Annotated in this window: 21 protein-coding genes; 14 read left to right on the top strand and 7 right to left on the bottom strand. The window is 69.9% G+C overall.

The genetic code is table 11. From position 1 onward, the window contains the following. The first annotated feature begins 23 nt into the window (after positions 1-23). The 9 genes from ACFW16_RS07120 to ACFW16_RS07080 all read left to right on the top strand — a co-directional run bounded on the left by ACFW16_RS07120 (position 24) and on the right by ACFW16_RS07080 (position 8,527). On the top strand, positions 24-347 hold the full coding sequence (locus tag ACFW16_RS07120) for a rhodanese-like domain-containing protein (protein WP_380303265.1): 324 nt from the start codon (positions 24-26) through the stop codon (positions 345-347). Between the two features lie 2 nt (positions 348-349). Beyond that, entirely contained in the window at positions 350-1,816 is a 1,467-nt protein-coding gene (locus ACFW16_RS07115) for a TolC family outer membrane protein (protein WP_380303263.1), read from the top strand. Positions 1,817-1,959: 143 nt separating this feature from the next. Further along, a complete protein-coding gene (locus ACFW16_RS07110) occupies positions 1,960-2,424 on the top strand; it encodes a DUF2497 domain-containing protein (RefSeq protein ID WP_380303261.1) in 465 nt (154 codons plus the stop codon). 59 nt (positions 2,425-2,483) lie between these two features. Then, entirely contained in the window at positions 2,484-5,129 is a 2,646-nt protein-coding gene (locus ACFW16_RS07105; protein ID WP_380303259.1) for a valine--tRNA ligase, read from the top strand. Positions 5,130-5,369: 240 nt separating this feature from the next. Beyond that, positions 5,370-5,810: a CBS domain-containing protein gene (locus tag ACFW16_RS07100; protein WP_380303257.1), complete on the top strand. Its 441-nt coding sequence runs from the start codon at positions 5,370-5,372 to the stop codon at positions 5,808-5,810. Beyond that, the gene (locus tag ACFW16_RS07095) at positions 5,807-6,244 is read left to right on the top strand and encodes a DUF2267 domain-containing protein (protein WP_380303255.1); all 438 of its coding nucleotides are present in this window, start codon (positions 5,807-5,809) and stop codon (positions 6,242-6,244) included. The genes ACFW16_RS07100 and ACFW16_RS07095 overlap by 4 nt, the downstream gene beginning before the upstream one ends. A gap of 62 nt (positions 6,245-6,306) precedes the next feature. Continuing rightward, complete coding sequence (locus tag ACFW16_RS07090) at positions 6,307-6,915, top strand: helix-turn-helix domain-containing protein (protein ID WP_380303253.1); 609 nt, start codon at positions 6,307-6,309, stop codon at positions 6,913-6,915. After that, positions 6,906-7,715 (top strand): SRPBCC domain-containing protein, encoded by an 810-nt coding sequence (locus ACFW16_RS07085; RefSeq protein WP_380303251.1) that lies wholly within the window; start codon positions 6,906-6,908, stop codon positions 7,713-7,715. Before ACFW16_RS07090 ends, ACFW16_RS07085 begins: the two co-directional genes overlap by 10 nt. A gap of 2 nt (positions 7,716-7,717) precedes the next feature. Then, on the top strand, positions 7,718-8,527 hold the full coding sequence (locus ACFW16_RS07080) for an SRPBCC domain-containing protein (protein ID WP_380303249.1): 810 nt from the start codon (positions 7,718-7,720) through the stop codon (positions 8,525-8,527). A gap of 20 nt (positions 8,528-8,547) precedes the next feature. Here the strand turns inward: ACFW16_RS07080 and ACFW16_RS07075 are convergent, their stop codons facing one another. Further along, positions 8,548-9,270 carry an SDR family NAD(P)-dependent oxidoreductase gene (locus ACFW16_RS07075; RefSeq protein ID WP_380303247.1) on the bottom strand — a complete coding sequence of 241 codons (723 nt, stop codon included), beginning with the start codon at positions 9,268-9,270 and terminating at the stop codon, positions 8,548-8,550. Positions 9,271-9,518: 248 nt separating this feature from the next. On the opposite strand from ACFW16_RS07075, the gene ACFW16_RS07070 reads away from it, so the two are divergent. Further along, positions 9,519-9,809: a winged helix-turn-helix transcriptional regulator gene (locus ACFW16_RS07070; RefSeq protein WP_380303245.1), complete on the top strand. Its 291-nt coding sequence runs from the start codon at positions 9,519-9,521 to the stop codon at positions 9,807-9,809. Positions 9,810-9,896: 87 nt separating this feature from the next. Here ACFW16_RS07070 and ACFW16_RS07065 read toward each other — a convergent pair whose 3' ends face one another. Together ACFW16_RS07065 and ada are read right to left on the bottom strand one after the other, a co-directional pair. Next, complete coding sequence (locus ACFW16_RS07065) at positions 9,897-10,361, bottom strand: YbhB/YbcL family Raf kinase inhibitor-like protein (protein ID WP_380303243.1); 465 nt, start codon at positions 10,359-10,361, stop codon at positions 9,897-9,899. Between the two features lie 71 nt (positions 10,362-10,432). Further along, entirely contained in the window at positions 10,433-11,527 is a 1,095-nt protein-coding gene (ada, locus tag ACFW16_RS07060) for a bifunctional DNA-binding transcriptional regulator/O6-methylguanine-DNA methyltransferase Ada (protein ID WP_380303242.1), read from the bottom strand. 239 nt (positions 11,528-11,766) lie between these two features. On the opposite strand from ada, the gene ACFW16_RS07055 reads away from it, so the two are divergent. Beyond that, positions 11,767-12,987, top strand: a complete 1,221-nt coding sequence (locus tag ACFW16_RS07055) for an MFS transporter (RefSeq protein WP_380303240.1) — start codon at positions 11,767-11,769, stop codon at positions 12,985-12,987. A 4-nt stretch (positions 12,988-12,991) separates the two neighbouring features. Here the strand turns inward: ACFW16_RS07055 and ACFW16_RS07050 are convergent, their stop codons facing one another. Then, complete coding sequence (locus ACFW16_RS07050) at positions 12,992-14,212, bottom strand: MFS transporter (RefSeq protein ID WP_380303238.1); 1,221 nt, start codon at positions 14,210-14,212, stop codon at positions 12,992-12,994. A 102-nt stretch (positions 14,213-14,314) separates the two neighbouring features. Between ACFW16_RS07050 and ACFW16_RS07045 the strand changes: the two genes are divergently transcribed. Beyond that, on the top strand, positions 14,315-15,223 hold the full coding sequence (locus ACFW16_RS07045) for a LysR family transcriptional regulator (RefSeq protein WP_380303236.1): 909 nt from the start codon (positions 14,315-14,317) through the stop codon (positions 15,221-15,223). A 23-nt stretch (positions 15,224-15,246) separates the two neighbouring features. Here the strand turns inward: ACFW16_RS07045 and ACFW16_RS07040 are convergent, their stop codons facing one another. From ACFW16_RS07040 to uvrA, 3 genes are all read right to left on the bottom strand, one after another. Further along, positions 15,247-15,405 (bottom strand): hypothetical protein, encoded by a 159-nt coding sequence (locus ACFW16_RS07040; RefSeq protein ID WP_380303235.1) that lies wholly within the window; start codon positions 15,403-15,405, stop codon positions 15,247-15,249. Positions 15,406-15,613: 208 nt separating this feature from the next. Next, a complete protein-coding gene (locus ACFW16_RS07035) occupies positions 15,614-16,015 on the bottom strand; it encodes a hypothetical protein (RefSeq protein WP_380303233.1) in 402 nt (133 codons plus the stop codon). A 21-nt stretch (positions 16,016-16,036) separates the two neighbouring features. Continuing rightward, positions 16,037-18,886: an excinuclease ABC subunit UvrA gene (gene uvrA, locus ACFW16_RS07030; RefSeq protein WP_380303352.1), complete on the bottom strand. Its 2,850-nt coding sequence runs from the start codon at positions 18,884-18,886 to the stop codon at positions 16,037-16,039. Between the two features lie 258 nt (positions 18,887-19,144). On the opposite strand from uvrA, the gene ACFW16_RS07025 reads away from it, so the two are divergent. Together ACFW16_RS07025 and ACFW16_RS07020 are read left to right on the top strand one after the other, a co-directional pair. After that, complete coding sequence (locus ACFW16_RS07025; RefSeq protein WP_380303232.1) at positions 19,145-19,693, top strand: EndoU domain-containing protein; 549 nt, start codon at positions 19,145-19,147, stop codon at positions 19,691-19,693. 9 nt (positions 19,694-19,702) lie between these two features. Beyond that, on the top strand, positions 19,703-20,062 hold the full coding sequence (locus ACFW16_RS07020) for a hypothetical protein (protein WP_380303230.1): 360 nt from the start codon (positions 19,703-19,705) through the stop codon (positions 20,060-20,062). Positions 20,063-20,147: the final 85 nt, after the last annotated feature.

Raw genomic sequence — 20,147 nt, 5'->3', positions numbered from 1 at the left:
GGATAGAGATGGCGGGGCATCGGGTGCAGCAGTTCGAGATCGACGTGGCGACCCTGGCGGATTGGCGGCGCGACGGCACGGGGCATGTGCTGGTCGACGTGCGTGAGCCGCAGGAGCTGGCGGTGTGCCGGATCGAGGGCTCGCTCGACATCCCGATGGGCGAGATCCCGGGCCGGGTGGAAGAAATTCCGGGCGATCGCCCGGTGGTCGTCATGTGTCACCACGGGGGGCGCAGCGCGCAGGTGGTGCGGTGGCTTTCGGCGAGGGGCATGGACAACGTGGTCAATCTGCGCGGGGGCATCGACGCCTGGGCGTGCGAGATCGATCCAACCATGGGACGGTATTGACGATGACACGATATGGACGGTTCGGGCTCTCCACCGCGGTGTTGTCCGCCGTGCTGATGCTGGGCGCCGCCCCGGCTTCGGCCCAGTCGATGACCGAGGCGCTGGCGTCGGCCTATGCCACCAACCCGGACCTCGCCGCCGACATCGCCCAGCTGAAGGCGACCAATGAAGGCGTCGCCCAGGCGCTGTCCGGTTACCGGCCGAATGTGAGCGCCAGCGCCAGCATCTCGAGCCAGTTCAGCAATACGCAGACTGACGGATCGGCAGGCGGCACTCCCTTGCGCTCCGGGGGCAGGGACAGTGAGTGGCACGAGGTCAACCCAGCCACGCTCGGCATCACGATCACGCAGAGCATCTATGACGGCGGACAGACCCCAGCCGCTGTCAACCGGGCCGAGAACACGATCATGGCTACCCGGGCGGTGGTCCAGACGACGGAGCAGACGGTGCTGCTGGACGCCGCCACCGCCTATGCCGACGTGGTCCAGGCCCAGGCGGCGCTCGACGTGCAGCGCAACAACGAGGCGGTGCTGCGCCGCCAGCTGCAGGCGACCCAGGACCGGTTCAATGTCGGCGAGGTGACCCGCACCGACGTCAGCCAGGCCGAGGCCAGCCTGGCCAGCGCCACCGCCGGGCGGATCGAGGCCGAGGGCACGCTGCGCGCCAGCCGGGCCACCTTCGAGCGTTTCATCGGCCAGCCGCCGGGGACGCTGGAGACGCCGGCGGTGCCGGCCGGGCTGCCGGTGTCGATGCAGGACGCGATCCAGAAGGCCCAGGCGAATTACCCGGGCATCGTCGCGGCGGTGTTCACCGAGCGCGCCGCGGCCGACAACATCGACCTGCAGTTCGGCGCGCTGCTGCCGCAGCTGACGGTGCAGGCGCGGCTGCAGCGGCAGTATTCGACGGTCTCGCACCCAAACACGACAATGGGGACGAACATACTCGGGCAGCCGGAACCGATCAGCTTCGGGCAGCAGTCGCGTGTCGATTCCGCGGCGATCGTGGCCCAGCTGACCATCCCGCTGTATGCCCAGGGCAACCAGGAGTCGCTGGTGCGCCAGGCCCGCTACACGCATGGCCAGCGGCGGATCCAGATCGAGTCGCAGCGCCGAACGGCGATCCAGGGTGCGGTGCAGTCCTGGCAGGCGCTGGTGACGGCGCGGGCGGCGATCAAGTCGTTCCAGGCCGCGGTCAAGGCCGAGGAGCTGGCGGTGGAAGGCCTGCAGCAGGAAGCCCAGGTCGGGTCGCGCACCGTGCTCGACGTGCTGCAGGAGCAGCAGAATTTGCTCAACGCCCAGCTCAGCCTGGTGCAGGCGCGGCGCAACGAGGTGGTCGCCGGCTATCAGCTGCGGAATGCGATCGGCACCCTGACGGCGCAGGACATGGGCCTGGCGGTCAAGGTCTACGACCCGGAGCCGGACTACCAGAAGACCCGCGCCCGCTGGTTCGGCACGTCGGTCGACGAGTGAGGAGCGGGCCTGGCATCGCCCGAGAATCAGTTTTCTGTCATTGCCGGGCTTGACCCGGCAATCCAGAGGGCGTCGACAATCTCTGGTGCCCGGGTCAAGCCCGGGCATGGCACTTTGGTGAAAAGCGGAAGACGACCGAGAGGATGAGCGAGACGCGGGCACAGCAGGAGCCGTCGATGGAGGAGATCCTGGCCTCCATCCGGCGCATGATCGCCGAGGACGATCCGGCGCGCGGCCGGGCCGCCCCGGCCGACTCTGCGCCGGCCCAGCCGATGCCGTCCGCCTCTCCGGCCGATGACGACGTGCTGGAGCTGACCGAGGCGCTGGACGAGCCGCGACCGGCCGCACCGCCGCCGGCTGCGGCCGCCGAGGACGATGCCGTGGTCTCCCCGGCCAGCGCCAGCGCCGCGCTGGCGGCCCTGGCCCGGCTGAACGCCGCGGCCCCGCCGCCGGCGGCGGCGCACAAGAGCCAGACGGTGGACGATCTGGTGCGCGAATTGCTGCGGCCGATGCTGAAGGAATGGCTCGACGCCAACCTGCCACGGCTGGTCGAGCAGGCGGTCGAGCGGGAGGTATCCCGCATCGCCAGCGGCGCCGTACGGCGCTGACCCGCCCCTTCGCTCCGCCACTCCATCGTCAAGAATTCAAGAATACGGAAGGTTCAGCCATGCTGGACAAGACTTACGGGCCGCGCGAGGTCGAGGCCAAGCTCTATCCTGAATGGGAACAGAGCGGCGCCTTCGCCAACAATGTCCAGTCGAACGCGAACCCCTTCACCATCATGATGCCGCCGCCGAACGTGACCGGCAGCCTGCATATGGGCCATGCCTTCAACATGACCCTGCAGGATGTGCTGACTCGGTTCAACCGGCGGCGCGGCCGTGACGCGCTGTGGCAGCCCGGCACCGACCATGCCGGCATCGCCACCCAGATGGTGGTCGAGCGCGAGCTGGCGAAGGAGGGCATCAAGCGCCAGGACCTCGGCCGCGACGGCTTCCTGGAACGGGTCTGGGACTGGAAGGCGCAGTCCGGCGGCGCCATCACCAGCCAGCTCCGCCGCCTCGGCGCGACGCCGAACTGGTCGCGCGAGCGCTTCACCATGGACGAGGGCCTGTCCCGCGCCGTGGTCAAGGTGTTCGTGCAACTGCACCGCGAGGGCCTGATCTACCGCGACAAGCGGCTGGTCAACTGGGATCCGAAGCTGCGCACCTCGGTCTCCGACCTCGAGGTCGAGCAGAAGGAGACCAAGGGCCATCTCTGGCACTTCCGCTATCCGATCGAGGGGCAGGAAGGGCGCTTCATCACCGTCGCCACCACCCGGCCCGAGACGATGCTGGGCGACACCGCCGTCGCCGTGCATCCGGACGATGAGCGCTACAAGGACCTGGTCGGCAGGCACGCGGTCCTGCCGCTGGTCGGCCGCCGCATTCCCATCGTCGCCGACGCGTATTCCGACCCGGAGAAGGGCTCGGGCGCGGTGAAGATCACCCCGGCGCACGACTTCAACGACTTCGAGGTCGGCCGCCGCCACGACCTGCCGCTGATCAGCATCCTCGACGAGGAAGCCCGGCTGAACGACCAGGTGCCGGAAGCCTACCGCGGCCTCGACCGCTACGAGGCGCGCAAGCGCGTGGTCGCCGACCTGGAGGCGCTGGGCCTGGTCGAGAAGATCGAGGACCATCTCCACACGGTGCCGTATGGCGACCGCGGCGGCGTGCCGATCGAGCCGCTGCTGACCGAGCAGTGGTACCTGAAGGCCGAGGTGCTGGCGAAGCCGGCGATCGAGTCGGTGGAGCAGGGCCGCACCGTGCTGCTGCCGAAGATGGCGGAGAGCATCTTCTTCGAGTGGATGCGCAACATCCAGCCCTGGTGCATCAGCCGGCAGCTGTGGTGGGGCCATCAGATCCCCGCCTGGTACGGGCCCGACAACGCGATCTTCGTGGAGGAGAGCGAGGCCGAGGCCAAGGCCGCGGCCGAGAACCATTACGGCGAGGCGGTCGAGCTGCGGCGCGAGACCGACGTGCTCGACACCTGGTTCTCCTCCGCCCTGTGGCCGTTCTCGACGCTCGGCTGGCCGGACCGGACGCCGGAGCTGCAGCGCTACTATCCCGGCGACGTGCTGGTCACCGGCTTCGACATCATCTTCTTCTGGGTGGCCCGGATGATGATGATGGGCCTCCATTTCATGGGCGAGGTGCCGTTCCGCACCGTGTACTTCCACTCCCTGGTCCGCGACGAGAAGGGCCAGAAGATGTCGAAGTCCAAGGGCAACGTCATCGACCCGCTGGAACTGGTCGACCGCTACGGCGCCGACGCGCTGCGCATGACCCTGGTGTCGCTGGCCGCCGGCCGGGACATCAAGCTCGGGCCGCAGCAGGTCGAAGGCTACCGCAACTTCGCCACCAAGCTGTGGAATGCCGCCCGCTTCTGCGAGATGAACGAGTGCCGGCCGGTGTCGGGCTACGACCCGGCGGCGAACACGCTGACGCTGAACCGCTGGATCGTCGGCGAGGTGGCGAAGACGGCGGAGAAGGCGGCCGCGGCGCTGGAAGGCTTCCGCTTCAGCGAGGCGGCGCAGGCGCTGTACCAGTTCACCTGGGCCGGCTTCTGCGACTGGTACCTGGAATTCGCCAAGCCGGTCTTCTCCGGCTCGGATGAGGCGGCCAAGGCCGAGACCCGGGCCACCGCGGCCTGGGCGCTGGAGCAGATCCTGCACCTGCTGAACCCGATCATGCCGTTCGAGACCGAGGAGCTGTGGCGGCATCTCGCGGATCGCGGCGACGCCGCGCTGGTGACCCAGCCCTGGCCGGACTATCCGGCCGGCCTGGTCGACCCGCGGGCGGCGGCCGAGATGGACTGGGTGATCCGCCTGATCTCGGCGGTCCGCACCATCCGGTCGGAGATGAACGTGCCGCCCGCGGCCGAGCTGACGGCGACGCTGCGCGGCGCCTCGTCAGAGACCAAGGATCGGCTCGAGACCCACGGCGCGCTGATCCGCCGCCTGGCCCGGCTGGCCTCGATCGAGGCGTCGGAGGCGGTGCCGGAGAAGGGCGCCGCCCAGGCGGTGATCGACGAGGCGACGCTGGTGCTGCCGCTGGCCGGGATCATCGACCTGGACAAGGAGCGGGCGCGGCTGACTAAGGAAATCGAGAAGAACGCGGCCGAGGTCGAGAAGATCGACCGCAAGCTCGGCAACGCCCAGTTCCTGGAGAAGGCGCCGGACGAGGTGGTCGAGGAGCAGCGCGAGCGCCGTGCCGAGGCCCAGGCCGCGATCGAGCGGCTGCGCGAGGCTCTGGCCCGGGTCGCGGGCTGATCGCCAGAAACGCCGCGGCACCTTGCCGTGGGCTGATATCGCATCGGCCGCCCGGGAGCGATCCCGGGCGGCCGTGCTGTTGTGTGCTCTCCAGACGGAAAGCAGGGAACCGGCCGCGGATGGCGGCTCGTTGACCTGATGAGCGGGTCGCGCAGGGACGCCCCCCGCAGGGCATTGCCCCGCATCGCCCGACCCGCCGCCTGCCTGCAACCGGACGGCCATGGGCCGAGGGAGAGCGTCATGAGAATAGCCGAGGTGATGACCAGCGACGTCGCGGTGGTGCGGCCGGGGGACAGCGTGCGCCATGCGGCGCGGCGGATGGACGATCTGAACATCGGGTCGCTGCCGGTGTGTGACGGCAGGCGTCTGGTCGGCATGATCACCGACCGCGACATCACCGTCCGGGTGACCGCCGCAGGGCTGAACCCGGAGGATACGGTGGTGTCGGACGCCATGTCCCAGGATGTGCGCTGGTGCTGGGCGGACGACGACGTCGAGGAGGTGTCGGAGCTGATGGGCGAGGCCCAGGTCCGCCGCGTCCCGGTGATCAATGCCGACAAGCAACTGGTCGGCATGGTCTCGCTCGGCGATCTGTCGACCAAGCACGCGCCGGGCGCCGCGGAGACGCTCGAGGAGGTATCGACGCCCTCCGCCCCCGATCGAAGCGGGAGAGGGACATGAGCGCAACCGGCCTCGAGGTCTTCGACAAGACGCTGCAGACCACCAACATCTGGCTGAACGAGATCGGTGAGACGCTGGGCCCCGACCGGCAGCGCTGCTACCACGCGCTGCACGCCGTGCTGCAGGCCCTGCGCGATCGGCTGAGCGTCGAATCGGCCGCCCATGTCTCGGCCCAGCTGCCGATGCTGGTGCGCGGCATCTTCTATGACGGCTACCACCCGAGCGGCACCCCCGAGACAGTGCGCAGCCAGGATGAGTTCCTGCAGCGGATCTCGGCGCGGCTCGACAGCGGCCGGGCGATCGATTCCGCCGATGCGGCCCGCGCCGTGTTCACGGTCCTGAGCCACCACCTGCCCGAAGGCACGATGCGGCACGTGACCGACACGCTGCCGGACGAGATCCGGCGGCTGTTTCCGCAGCAATCCACGCACTGATCACGCATCCGACGTCCTGATCCAGCCTTGACAAAAAAACTTGTCAAGGCTGGAATGGGTGAATGCTGGACGTGGATGTCATTGACGATCCGGCGGCCGCGATGGCCGCGCTCGAGCCGGTCCGCAGCCGCCTGCTGGCGGAGCTGGCCGAGCCGGCCTCGGCCGCCGGGTTGGCGACCCGGCTCGGAATCCCGCGGCAGAAGGTGAACTACCATCTGCGCGCGCTGGAGGCGCATCGGCTGGTCCGCGAGGCGGAGACGCGGCGCTGGGGCGGCTTGACCGAGCGGCTCTACGTGGCCACCGCCATCTCCTACATCGTTTCGCCCCAGGCGCTGGGGCCGGTCGCCGCCGATCCCGGGCGCGCCTCCGACCGGCTGTCGGCCAGCTATCTGATCGCGCTGGCCGCCCGCATCATGCGCGAGGTCTCCGGCCTGTGGCGCGCCGCCATCCGCGCCGAGAAGCGGCTGGCCACCCTGTCGATCGACACCGAGATCCGCTTCGCGTCGCCGGCCGACCGGGCCGCCTTCACCCAGGAGCTGACGGCGTCGATCGCCGCCCTGGCGGCGCGCTACCACAACACGTCGGCGCCGGGAGGGCGGGACCACCGCCTGGTCCTGATGGCCTATCCCAAGCCCGCCGACCAGCCGGGAAAGGAGCAGACATGCCAGTGAAGAGCGACGCGACCCGGCGCTGGGTCGAACTCGACGTGCTGCTGCCGGGAACGCCGGAGCAGGTGTGGCAGGCGATCGCCACCGGCCCCGGCCTCAGCGCCTGGTTCACCGCCACCCAGGTCGAGGAGCGGGTCGGCGGCGCCATCCGCTTCGAGTTCGGCGAGGGCATGACCTCCGCCGGCACCGTCACGGCCTGGGAGCCGCCCTTCCGCTTCGCCTATGAGGAGAGCGGCTGGAGCGGCCAGGCGCCGCCGGTGGCGACGGAATGCGTCATCACCAGCCGGTCCGGCGACACCTGCGTGCTGCGGCTGGTCCACACCCTGTTCACCACCGACGGCAGCTGGGACGACGAGCTGGAGGGCTTCGAATCCGGCTGGCCGGGCTTCTTCGTCATCCTGCAGCTCTATCTGAAGCGGTTCGCCGGCATGCCGGCCGCGGCGGCGAGGGCCATGGCCATGCATCCGGGCCCCGACCTCGCCGCCTGGACCGACCTGGCTGGCCGGCTCGGCTTCGCCGGCGTGAATGTCGGCGAGCGGTGGACTACGCCGGCCGGCGTCCCGGCAATGGCCGGGACGGTGGAGCGGGTGCAGCAGGACGCCAAGTCTCGCGAGGTGACCGTGGCGCTGGACCAGCCGGGGCCCGGCATCGCCCTGATCGGCATCCATGGCTGGCAGAGCCGGGCCCGGGTGGCGGCGAGCGTGTTCTTCTACGGCGACCGGGCCGCCGACACCGCCACCCGGTTCGAGGCCGAGCTGCGCCGCTGGACCCAGGAGAATTATCCGGATCAGGAAGGGGGATAGCCATGCCCGTGAAGAAGGACGAGACCGGCCGCCGCTTCGTCGAGGCCGAGGTCGAGGTGCCCGGCACGCCGGAGGAGGTGTGGCAGGCGATCGCCACCGGGCCCGGCATCACCTCCTGGTTCGTGCCGACCCGGGTGGAGGAGCGGGTGGGCGGTGCCGTCACCGCCAATTTCGGCCCGGGGATGGAGTCGCTCGCGACCATCACCGCCTGGGACCCGCCGCGCCGCTTCGCCGCCGACAGCAACGACATGGGGCCCGGCAGCCCGACCATCGCCACCGAATGGACCGTCGAGGCCAAGGCCGGCGGCACCTGCATCGTCCGGGTGGTGCATGCCTGGTTCGCCGAGACTGACGATTGGGATGCCCAGTTCGAAGGGCACGAGCACGGCTGGCGGGCCTTCTTCCGCATCCTGCGCCTGTATCTTGCCCATTTCCGCGGCCAGCACGGCGTGAACGTCCAGCTGATGGGCGTGGGATCGGAGCCGACGGCCAGGGAAGCTTGGGTTGCCCTGACCGAGCAGCTCGGCATCGCCGGTGCCGGGCCGGGCCAGCGGGTGCAATCGGCGGCCGGCGCACCGGCTTTGGCCGGGCAGGTCGAACGCGTCGGCCCAGACGACCACCCGGAGCTGCTGCTCCGGCTCGACGCGCCGGCGCCCGGCATCGCCCATCTCTTCGCCCTGCCGATGGGCGGGCAGATCTTTCTGCCGATCCGGCTCTACTTGTTCGGCGACCGGCCGGCGGCCGTCGCTGCGCGGGAGGAGCCGGCGTGGCAGGCCTGGATGGCCCGCCACTTCCCGATGCCGGCTAGCTGAATTGCCGATGTAGCGAAGCCTCAGACCTGCCGCATGCCGCCGTCGACGCAAAGCTCGACGCCGGCGATGAAGCTCGCCTCGGCGCTCAACAGGAAGAGCGTCGCCGCTGCCACCTCGGCAGGCTGCGCCATACGGCCAAGCGGAACCGATGCGATCACCGCCGCACGCATCTCATCAGGAACTCTTGCCATCATCTCGGTGTCCGTCGGCCCTGGAGCGACGACATTCACGCGGATGCCACGCGGTGCGAGCTCGGCCGTCCAGGTTCGGGCATAGGAGCGCAGCGCGGCCTTGGTCGCGCCGTAGGTGCCATAGGAGGGAAAGCCGGCCGCCCCTGCGATCGACCCGACGAGTACGACCGAGCTGCCATCGGCCAAGGCGCCGAGCGCCGCTTTCAGCCCGAAAACCGGACCGCGGACATTGACCGCGAAAAGACGGTCGAAATGGTCCGGCGTCTTGTCGGTCAGGAGCGCCGGCTCGGCCATGCCGGCATTCAGCACCAACGCGTCGATGCGGCCGCAAGCTTCCTTCACGGATGCCACGACACGCGTCAGATCCTCCGGCGAGCTTGCATCCGCAACAAGACCGCGCGCACCGCCACCGATCTTCGAGGCTGCTGCCTCAACTTCATCGGCGGCTCGACCGGTGAGAAAGACGGTGGCTCCCTCCTCCGACAGCCGCCCGGCAATAGCAAAGCCGATCCCCTTTGCGCCGCCAACCACGAGCGCCACCTTGTCCATCATCCGAGCCATCGCAAGTCCTTCAACTAAGTGATGGCGTCCCATATATACGGTGTATATCTGATATCAAGAACGCACCTTGAGTAGCCTAGATATGGTGGATGATACCGACCTCGCGCTCCTGTCAGATCGGGTGCTCTCCGATATGGCGCGCATACGTCCGGTGCTCGACGTCTGGCAGGGACCGTGGCACTCGCGCGCCGCACCCGTCGGGCCCGGGTGCGGCTAAGATCGCCGACAAGTGGACGATCATGATCCTGACGGTGATCTGTCCCAAGCCGTCGCGCTTCAACGAGATCAAGCGGCGGCTGGACGGGATCACGCATAAGGCGCTCGCCGATGCCCTGAAACGCTTGGAACGCAACGGTCTGGTGACACGGACCGTGCTGCCGACAGCGCCGATCGGTGTCGAATATGCCATAACCCCGCTCGGGCACTCGCTGCGCGAACCGTTCGAGGCTCTGTGTGCTTGGGCGCTGCAATATGGTGACGCGATCGAGGAAGCTTGGGTCGTCAGCGAGCGCGCGAGGGCGAGGAATTAGGCTTCGTTGAACGATGGCTGACGGGGCGTCGGCCTTCGGCGTTAATGGCGGGCTTCGGGCGTTTTGCGCCACAGCACAGGGCGCGGATCAGCGCTCGAAGGTGCCGACCAGCTCGGCCTCGCCGACGATGTGCGGCCGGGCGGCGCGCCAGACGTCCTCGACCTTCGCCTTGGCGGGCAGCTTCAGCTCCGGCACGTCCAGCGCGGCCAGCCGGAAGTGGTAGTGGTGCCGGCCATGGCCCTGCGGCGGCTGCGGCCCGTCCCAATGGGCGTTGCCGAAATCGTTGACGCCATGGCCGAGGCTTTCGGTCTTGGCGCCGGCCGTGGCGCCTTCCGGCAGCCGGTCGCGGCTGCCCATGATGTTGTAGACGGCCCAGTGGCGGAAGGTGCCGGAGGGCGCGTCCGGATCGTCCACCACCAGGACGTAGCTCTGCGTGGTCGGCGGCGGATACTGCCATTCGAGCGGCGGCGAGACGTTGTCGCCGTCCCGGGAATATTTGAGCGGGATCGGGTCGCCGTCGCCGAAGGCCGGGCTGTTGAGGATGAAGGACATGCCTGCCTCCTTTCTTGGTCCCTGTCGGGGCAACCGGATGGGGGCAGGCACGGTTCCGCGGGCGGGGTGCTTCAGCCCGCTTCGCGCTCCAGCAGGGCGCGCTTGCGGGCCACGCCCCAGCGGTAGCCGGACAGCTCGCCGTCGGAGCGGACCACGCGGTGGCAGGGGATGGCGACAGCCAGGTCGTTGGCGGCGCAGGCCTGGGCCACCGCGCGCACCGCCTTGGGCCGACCGATCCGCTGGGCGATCTCGGCATAGCTGGCGGTGCTGCCGGCCGGGATGCTGCGCAGCGCCTGCCACACCTGCTGCTGGAAGGCAGTGCCGCGGATGTCCAGCGGCAGGTCCAGCATCACCTCCCCATTGGCGGCCGACGGCGCCTCGACGAAGCCGACCACGCGGGCCACCAGCTGCTCGAACTCGGCGTCGGCGCCGACCAGCCGGGCCTTGGGGAAGCGGTCCTGCAGCGCCTCCAGCAGAACCTGCGGGTCGTCGCCGAACTGGATGGCGACGATGCCCTTGCCGGTGGCGGCGACCAGGATGGCGCCGAGATGGGATTGCCCGATGGCGAAGCGGATCTCCGCCCCGGTGCCGCCGTCGCGGAACGCGGTCGGGGTCATGCCCAGCCGCTGCGGCGCCGCGGCGTAGAAGCGGCCGTTGGAGTTGAAGCCGGCGCCGTAGATCGCCTCGGTGACGGTCTCGGTCTGCTCCAACTCGTCGCGCATGCGGTCGGCGCGATGGGCATCGGCATAGGCCTTAGGGGTGACGCCGGTGACCGACTTGAACATGCGGTGGAAGTGGAACCGGCTCAGCCCCGCCGCCTCGGCCAGCTCGTCCAGGCTCGGCATCTCCTCAGCCGTCTCGATCTTGCGGCAGGCCGCGACCACCAGGGCGGTCTGGCGCTCGGCCAGCGACATCTCGTTCGGCTTGCAGCGCCGGCACGGGCGGAAGCCGGCGCGCTCGGCCGCGGCGCCGTCGGCATGGAAGCTGGCGTTCTCGCGCCGCGGATGGCGCGAGGCGCAGCTCGGCCGGCAATAGACCCCGGTGGTGCGGACGGCGAAGACGAAGGCGCCGTCGGCGGCGCGGTCGCGGCGCAGCACCGCGGCCCAGCGGGCCTCGTCATTGGCGAAGACCGGGGTGGGGACGGGGGCGGGGGGAATGAAACCCATGATACGCTCCTGTTCGACGGTGGGATCGACAGGTCCCGCTGATATGGGGATGCCGATCGTCCCGCCGAAGATGGCGGGCCGCGCTCCCGCCGACACTCCGGCCCTTGCTCTCAAATTCGAGGTCCGGCGGCGACCCGGTTCTTGCGGTGCTTGCGATCGAATTCGGCGGCAACAAGCGGAGCGCGGGGCGGAGCCGGCGCGAGGATGCTCGCGCTCCCGTCACCATCCGCGAGCCTCCGATGTCCGCCACCGCTCCGCTTCCCGCATCGTTTCGCCGCCTGGCCTGGTCCAACCTGGCTGCGCAGTCGGCGGAGCAGATCGGCCTGGCCGCCGCGCCGATCGTCGCCGTGCTCGCCCTCGGCGCCGGGGCCGGCGGCACCGGCCTCTTGCAGACCGTGCAGACTCTACCCTTCCTGCTGCTGTCCCTGCCGGCCGGCCTCCTGGCCGACCGGTCGTCGCGCCGCCGGATGATGGCGGCGGCGGAGGCGCTGCGGGCCTTGTCGCTGCTGGCCGTGCTGCTGCTCCTGGCAACCGGCGGCCTCAGCCTCGGCCTGCTGGCGGCGCTCGGCTTTCTCGGCGCCGCCGGCACCGTGGCCTACAGCGTGGCGGCGCCGTCTCTGGTACCGGACCTGGTGCCGCGGGCGGCGTTGCCGGCCGCGAACGGACGGATCGAGCTGGCGCGCAGCGCCGCCTTCGCCGCCGGCCCGGCCGTCGCCGGGGCGCTGGTGGCCTGGACCGGCGCCGGCCTGGCCTTCGCCGCCGCCGCTGCCCTGTCGGTCCTGGCCGCCATCCTGCTGGCCGGCATCCGCGAGCCGCAGAGGCCGGCGGCGCCGCGCCGTCACGCCCTGCAGGACCTTCGCGAGGGCGCAGCCTTCGTCCTCACCCATCCGCTGCTGCGGCCGGTGCTGCTGACCGCGGTGTTCTTCAACCTCGGCTGGTTCGTGCTGCAGGCGATCTACGTGCCCTATGCGGTCGACCATCTCGGCCTCGGCGCCTCGTCGGTCGGCGCCACGCTGGCGGTCTACGGCATCGGCATGGTGCTCGCGGCCTTGGCGGCGCCGCGGATCGCCCGTCGGATCCCGTTCGGGCCGATGCTGCTGGTCGGCCCGTTCTCCGGCCTCGCCGGGGCTCTCCTGATGCTGCTGACCGTCTGGCTGCCCTTCGCCCCGATCGCCGGCGTTGCCTTCTTCCTGTTCGGCGCCGGGCCGGTGCTGTGGGTGATCGCCTCGACCACCCTGCGCCAGGCGGTGACCCCGCCGGCGATGCTGGGCCGGGTCTCGGCGATCATCACCATGGCCACCTTCGGCGCGCGCCCGCTGGGCGCCGCGATCGGCGGGCTGGTCGGCGACGGCCACGGCGCCGCCGCCTGCTTGACCGTCGCTGTCATCGGCTTCGTCATCCAGGCCCTGGTGATCGCCGGATCGCCGGTGCCGCGCCTCGCTGCCCTGCCAGCGGCATAGGGGTTCAGCGCGACCGGTGGAGCCGCCCCGCCACCAGGGCTGCTGCCCCGAAGCCGGCGCCGATCAGGCAGATCAGCGGCCAGCCCCCGGCCGCCCAGGCGGCGCCGGCGGCGGCCGATCCGACTGCGCCGCCCAGGAAGAACAGGCCGACGAACAGCCCGTTCAGTCGGCCGCGCGCCTCCGGCCGCAGCAGGTTGACGGCGCGGCGGCCCAGCGTCTGGTCGCCGGTGACGCCGATATCCAGCACCACGGCGGCCAGCCCCATCGTCACCAGCGGCAGGAGCATCCCGTCCCGCGGCGCCGCGCCGGCCCAGGCGGCCAGGGCGAAGGCACCGATCACGGCGAGATGCGAGGCCAGGGTCGCCGGCCGGGTCCAGCCGCGGTCGCCGGCCCGGCCGGCCAGCGGCGTCACCGCAGCACCGCCGGCGCCGACCAGGGCGAACAGGGCGATTCCGTCCTGGCCCAGGCCGAAGGGCGGCTGCGCCAGGCGAAGAGCTACCGCCGTCCAGAACAGGCTGAAGGCCGCCATCACCAGGCTCGCCGTCAGCGCCCGGGCGCGCAGCACCGGCTCCTGGCGCAGCAACTGCCATAGCGAGGCAATCAGGGCCGGATAGCGTGTCTGTGCGGACGGCTGCCGCCGCGGCAGGCGGGCGGCCAGCACCAGGGTCAGCAGCGCCATGGCGGCGGCGCTGGCCAGGTAGAAGCCGCGCCAGCCGCCGCTGCCGGCAATGGCGCTGGCGAGGGGGCGGGACAGCAGGATGCCGACCATCAGACCGCCCATCACGTCGCCAATGACGCGGCCGCGCTGTTCCGGCGGCGCCATGGCGGCGGCGATCGGCACCAGGATCTGGATGGCGGAGCAGGCGGCCCCCAGCAGCATCAGAACCGGCAGCAGCGTGGCCGCGGTCGGCGCCAGCGCGGCCAGTCCGGCGCAGGCGGAGGCGGCGGCCAGCATGCGCAGGATCAGCCGGCGGTTCTCGGCCAGGTCGGCCAGCGGCACCAGCAGGAACAGGCCGGCGGCGTATCCCAGCAGCGTCGCCATCGCCACCAGCCCGGCCGCGGCGGCGGACAGTCCGAGCGACGGGCCGATCAGTCCGACCAGGGTCTGGGGCGCGAACAGGTTGGTGACGATGACGCCGACCGAGGTGCCGAACAGCAGGATCAGCGGGCGGGTGAGCACGGCTTCGGGCTGCGGCGGGGCCAAAGACTCGCTGGTGACCGACATGATCCGCTCGATTGCTGGATGGGTATATCGGCCAGCAGATTTATTCGTTCTTCGCAAGATGCTACAATTCAATTGTCTCTATAAAGATTATGCGAACTCAGCATGAACATCCCGGACCTGGAAGCCTTCGTCGCGGTGGTGGAGACCGGGTCGATTGTCGGCGCCTCGGCGCGGCTGAACCTGACCCAGCCGGGCGTGACGCGGCGGGTGCAGAATCTGGAGGAGCGGCTTGGCGCGGCCTTGCTGGACCGCCAGTCAAAGCCGCTGAAGCCCACCGCTGCTGGGCGCGAGGCCTATGAGCAGGGCCGCCGGGTGCTGCGCTCGCTGGAGGATCTGCGCGCCGCCGTGGCGCCCGGGGGCGCGGTGCGCGGCGAGTTCCGGCTGGGCGTCATGCCGTATCTGTCGGAGGCGGCGCTGTCGGTGCCGCTCGACCGGCTGCGCGCCGAGTTCCCGCAGCTGACGCTCCGCGTCACTTCGGGCTGGTCGGTGCGGCTGGTCGACCAGGTGGCGCGCAGCGAGCTGGACGCGGCCGCGGTGTGTTTGCCGGAGGGCGTCAGCCCGCCGGAGGATGTGGTCGGCGAGGATCTCGGCGTCCAGCGCGTGCTGCTGGTCGCGGCGCCCTCGCTCGGCGTGCCGAAGCCGGCCACCCTGCCGGAGCTGTCGCGCTTTCCCTGGATCATGAACGAGAGCGGCTGCGGCTTCCGCGTCTATCTGCGGCAGCGCTTCGAGGCCGAGCGGCTGCCGTTCCAGGTGGCGATCGAGGCGCTGAGCGCCGATCTGCGGATGTCGCTGGTCGCCCGCGGCCTCGGCATCGGCATCCTCACCCCCTCCGCCTTCGCCGACAGCCGCTGGCGGGACGCGGTCGAGGTGGTCGAGGCCGCGGACTTCCAGCCGCGGGTGCGGGCCTGGATGCTGCACCGGCCGCCGGCCGGTCGCCTGGCCCAGCCGATCGCGACCTTCGGCGACGGGCTGGCCGAGGCCCTGGCGCTGCCCGGGCCGTTCCTGGCCTGACGCTGCCCCCGGATGGGGCCTGTCTAGCCCTTCTTGTCGGGCGCCGGCGTCTGCGGGATCTGCGTCTGGCCGGCCTGGATCTGGCTCTGTCCGCCTTTGGCGTCGGCCTGCGCACTGTAGGGGCAGGCGAGGGCAGGTGACGCGATCAGCAGCGCTGCGGCGGCAAGGGAAAGGAGCTTCATGTCGGCCTCCCGTTCCTGCGCCGGAGCGCCGGATCGGGGATCCAGGCTGCGGCGCGATGGCATAAGGGATCGATCTGGATCATCGTAACCGGCTGAGCTGGATCTGGGAAGCCGTTGTCCTGGATCATGCCCTCGCGCGGCCCCTATGACATTCGCGCATCGCTGCTTTGAGTGGGACCACGGCATTCACAGGGCCCGATCACGACACTCATCGGTTGTCGCGACCGGCCCGGATCAGATCCGCGGATTCACCTTGGATACGGCCTGCCGTCGCCGCGCGAAGTGGTCCGGCTCGCTCGCGAAAGTTCTGGGTATCACGACGATCTGTCTCGTCTCTGAACCGTGGCCATCGGTTGTAGCCAACCTTCGGATCGTTTGCATGCAACTCACGGATAAAGCGAACTTCTTCAGCACTGACTACGGAATCAGAGGCTGTGTCGGACTCCCATAGTATCTGTCGCGTTATCGTGAAGGTCTTGCGTGCCTCCGGAGGAAAGTCGCGTTCGAGCAATTCCGGATTCGGACTGCCGAAATAGGTTATGGAGTTGGTCAAATCCTTGCCGACATAGATTTTCCAATTCGGATACGTGATTCTGTAAATCACCTTCATGAACCGATCCCCTGCAATCTCCTACGCCCGCTGCTTCTGCCGGGCCTGCTGCAGATAGGGCGCCAGGTACTGGCCGGTATAGCTGCGCTTGGCGCGCACCACATCCTCCGGCGTGCCGGCGGCGATGATCTCGCCGCCGCCGTCGCCGCCCTCGGGGCCCAGGTCGACGATCCAGTCGGCGGTCTTGATCACCTCGAGATTGTGCTCGATCACGATCACCGTGTTGCCCTGGTCGACCAGCTCGTGCAGCACCTCCAGGAGCTTGCGCACATCGTCGAAATGCAGGCCCGTGGTCGGCTCGTCCAGGATGTAGACGGTCTTGCCGGTGGCCCGGCGCGACAGCTCCTTTGCCAGCTTCACCCGCTGCGCCTCGCCGCCCGAGAGCGTGGTCGCGGCCTGGCCGATCTTGACGTAGTCGAGGCCGACCCGGTGCAGCGTCTCCATCTTGTCGCGGATCGAGGGCACGGCGCGGAAGAACTCCGCCCCTTCCTCGACCGTCATCTCCAGCACCTCGGCGATCGATTTGTCGCGGTACAGCACCTCCAGCGTCTCGCGGTTGTAGCGATGGCCCTTGCAGACGTCGCACTGGACGTAGACGTCGGGCAGGAAGTGCATCTCGATCTTGATGACGCCGTCGCCCTGGCAGGCCTCGCAACGGCCGCCCTTGACGTTGAAGGAGAAGCGGCCGGGCCCGTAGCCGCGGGCCTTCGCCTCCGGCAGCCCGGCGAACCAGTCGCGGATCGGGGTGAAGGCGCCGGTGTAGGTGGCCGGGTTCGACCGCGGCGTGCGGCCGATCGGCGACTGGTCGATGTCGATGATCTTGTCGAGGAACTGGATGCCCTCGATCGCATCGTGCGGCCCCGGGTGCTCATGCGCCCCCATCAGCTGCCGGGCCAGCGCCTTGTACAGGGTCTCGATCACCAGGGTCGACTTGCCGCCGCCGGACACGCCGGTGACGCAGGTGAAGGTGCCCAGCGGCACCTCCATGGTGACATTTTTGAGGTTGTTGCCGCGGGCGCCGACCACCTTCAGCACCTGGCCCTTGTGGCCGGGGCGGCGAGTCACCGGCACCTCGATGCGCTTGACGCCGGTCAGGTACTGCGCGGTGATGCTGTCGGGCGCCCGCAACACCTCCTCGGGCGTGCCATGCGCCACCACCACGCCGCCATGCACGCCGGCGCCGGGCCCCATGTCGACCAGGTAGTCGGCGGCACGGATCGCGTCCTCGTCATGCTCGACCACCAGCACGGTGTTGCCGAGGTCGCGCAGCCGCTTCAGCGTGCCCAGCAGCCGCTCGTTGTCGCGCTGGTGCAGGCCGATCGACGGCTCGTCCAGCACGTAGAGCACGCCGGTCAGGCCGGAACCGATCTGCGACGCCAGGCGGATGCGCTGGCTCTCGCCGCCCGACAGCGAGCCCGAGCCGCGCGCGAGGGTGAGATAGGTGAGGCCGACGGCGCTGAGAAACGTCAGCCGCTCGTTGATCTCCTTCAGGATGCGGTAGGCGATCTCCTGGTCCTTGACCGACAGCTTGGCGTTCAGCGCCGCGAACCACTGCCCGGCCTCGGCGATCGACTTCTCCGCCACCTGGCTGACATGCAGCCCGTCGATCTTCACCGCCAGCGCCTCGGGCTTCAGCCGGGCGCCGCCGCAGGTCTCGCAGGGCCGGGTGCCCTGGTACTTGGCCAGCTCCTCCCGCGTCCAGGCGCTGTCGGTCTCGCGGTAGCGCCGCTCCATGTTCGGGATCAGCCCTTCGAAGGGCTTCTCGGTCTTGTAGGTGCGCAGCCCGTCGTCGTAGCGGAAGGTGATCGAGTCCTTGCCGGAGCCGTACAGGATGGTGTTGCGCACCGCCTCCGGCAGGTCGCGCCAGGGCGTGGTGGTGCTGACGCCGTAATGGGCGGCGATCGCCTCCAGCGTCTGATGGTAGTATTTCGAGGACGACCCCTCCCACGGCGCCACCGCGCCCTTGGCCAGGGTCCGGCCCTCGTCCGGCACCACCAGCTCCGGGTCGAACACCAGCTTGGCGCCCAGGCCGTCGCAGGCCGGGCAGGCGCCGTGCGGGCTGTTGAAGGAGAACAGCCGCGGCTCGATCTCCGGGATGGTGAAGCCGGAGACCGGGCAGGCGAATTTCGACGAGAACAGCGTGCGGTCGCCGCTGTCGGCGTTCTCGGCGATGGCCAGGCCCTCGGCCAGGCCCAGCGCGGTCTCGATCGAATCGGCCAGGCGGTTGCCCAGGTCGTCACGCACCACCAGCCGGTCGACCACCACCTCGATGTCGTGCTTCAGCTTCTTGTTCAGCGCCGGCACGTCCTCGATCTCGTACAGGGTGCCGTCGACCTTGACCCGCTGGAAGCCGCGGGCCCGCAGCTCCTGCAGCTCCTTCCTGTACTCGCCCTTGCGGCCGCGCACGATCGGGGCCAGCAGGTACAGGCGGGTGCCGTCGCCCATCGCCATCACCCGGTCGACCATCTGGCTGACCGTCTGGCTCTCGATCGGCAGGCCGGTGGCCGGGGAATAGGGCACGCCGATGCGGGCGAACAGCAGCCGCATGTAGTCGTAGATCTCGGTCACCGTGCCGACGGTCGACCGCGGGTTGCGGCTGGTCGTCTTCTGCTCGATCGAGATCGCCGGCGACAGGCCTTCGATCGAATCGACGTCCGGCTTCTGCATCAGCTCGAGGAACTGGCGGGCATAGGCCGACAGGCTCTCGACGTAGCGGCGCTGGCCCTCGGCATAGATGGTGTCGAAGGCGAGGGAGGACTTGCCGGAGCCGCTGAGGCCGGTGATCACGATCAGCTGGTCGCGCGGCAGATCGACATCGACATTCTTCAGATTGTGCTCGCGCGCGCCGCGGACGCTGATGGACTTGTGCATCGCCAGATCACTCATGCGGGAAGGGCGTCCCCGGAGTCCGGGCACGCCGACGTGCAATATGGGGCGGGCGAAGCCCGAAAGCGACTCCGGCCCGGCTGTCGGATCGCTGCAGAGGCTGCGGCCGCGCTCCGGACCGCAGCGAGTCCGACGGCGGAACTCGAACATATCGGGAACGTTGCGGTCAAGCGGAAAGCGGGATAGGATGCCTGTCCACAGCCTTCCAGGGGCAGAATCCCGAGGCCTTCGGTGCGAGATTCCATGATCCGTCGGGTCTGCTGGGTTGTGCTTCTGCTGCTGTCGTGGGCCGGCGACTCGATGGCCGCGACGCTGGACTGCGGCGACCCCGGCAAGCGGCTGTGGAGCCGCAGCGACCCCCAGGTCAATCTCAGCCACATCTTCTGCGGCGAGATCGGGCGCAGCGGAGACCCGAAAGGGTTCCATTCGCGCGCCGCCGGGCTGCCGACCGGCACGGTCGACCGGGTGGAGGAAACCGCCCATCGCGGCGACGAGGTCTATGACGCGACCGTGATCTTCAGCAACGGCCGGCGCAAGCGGTCGACCTTCTATCCCGACGACTGCTCGGCCGAGGCGGTCCTGCGCTCGATTCTCTACGCCTGGCGCAACCAGACCGGCGAGCATCCGGCCTGGGGCGTGCTCGGGCCCTCTGCACCGAACGGGGCCGCACCGGACGGGGGGAGCCAGGGCGACGGCTATTGCCGCGACGATCGCGGCCGGCCGTTCGAGATCAGGATCGGCACGATCCGGCGCCGCGGCCAGGATGCGGTCAACACCGCGTTCCCGAACTGAGAGGCCGGGATGAAACGGAAGCAGAGCACGATCGAGGTCACCCGCGACGCTACAGGCCGGCCCCGCGTCGTGCCCGGCACCGCGGCGCCGATCCTGGCCGACTTCCTCGAAACCGACCTGCGCGGCGATGCCGCCTGGACGGCCCGGGTGGCCGGGCGCCTGGGCGAGGCCGGGGAGGGCGGAGAGCCGATCACCGGCAATCTCTATGCGCTGGAGATCCGCGGCGCCCAGTCGGTGCTGCGCAACATCCACGACACCAAGGTGCCGGCGCTGGTGCTGCCGACCCGGGATCTGGCGGCGGCGGTCGGCGCCTGGCTGGCGGCACTGCGCAAGCCCGGACGCGCGCCGCGGCCGCGCCGCAAGGAATGAGCCTGGCGGGGGCTCGAACGTGATTGGAATCGGCGGACCATCCGTCTAGGGTCCGCCCCTGATTGGTATAGCGTGAGGTCTGGAT

It is taken from the genome of Inquilinus sp. NPDC058860, assembly GCF_042743185.1.
Lineage (GTDB): Bacteria > Pseudomonadota > Alphaproteobacteria > DSM-16000 > Inquilinaceae > Inquilinus.
This window is presented reverse-complemented; position numbering and strand designations above follow the sequence as displayed.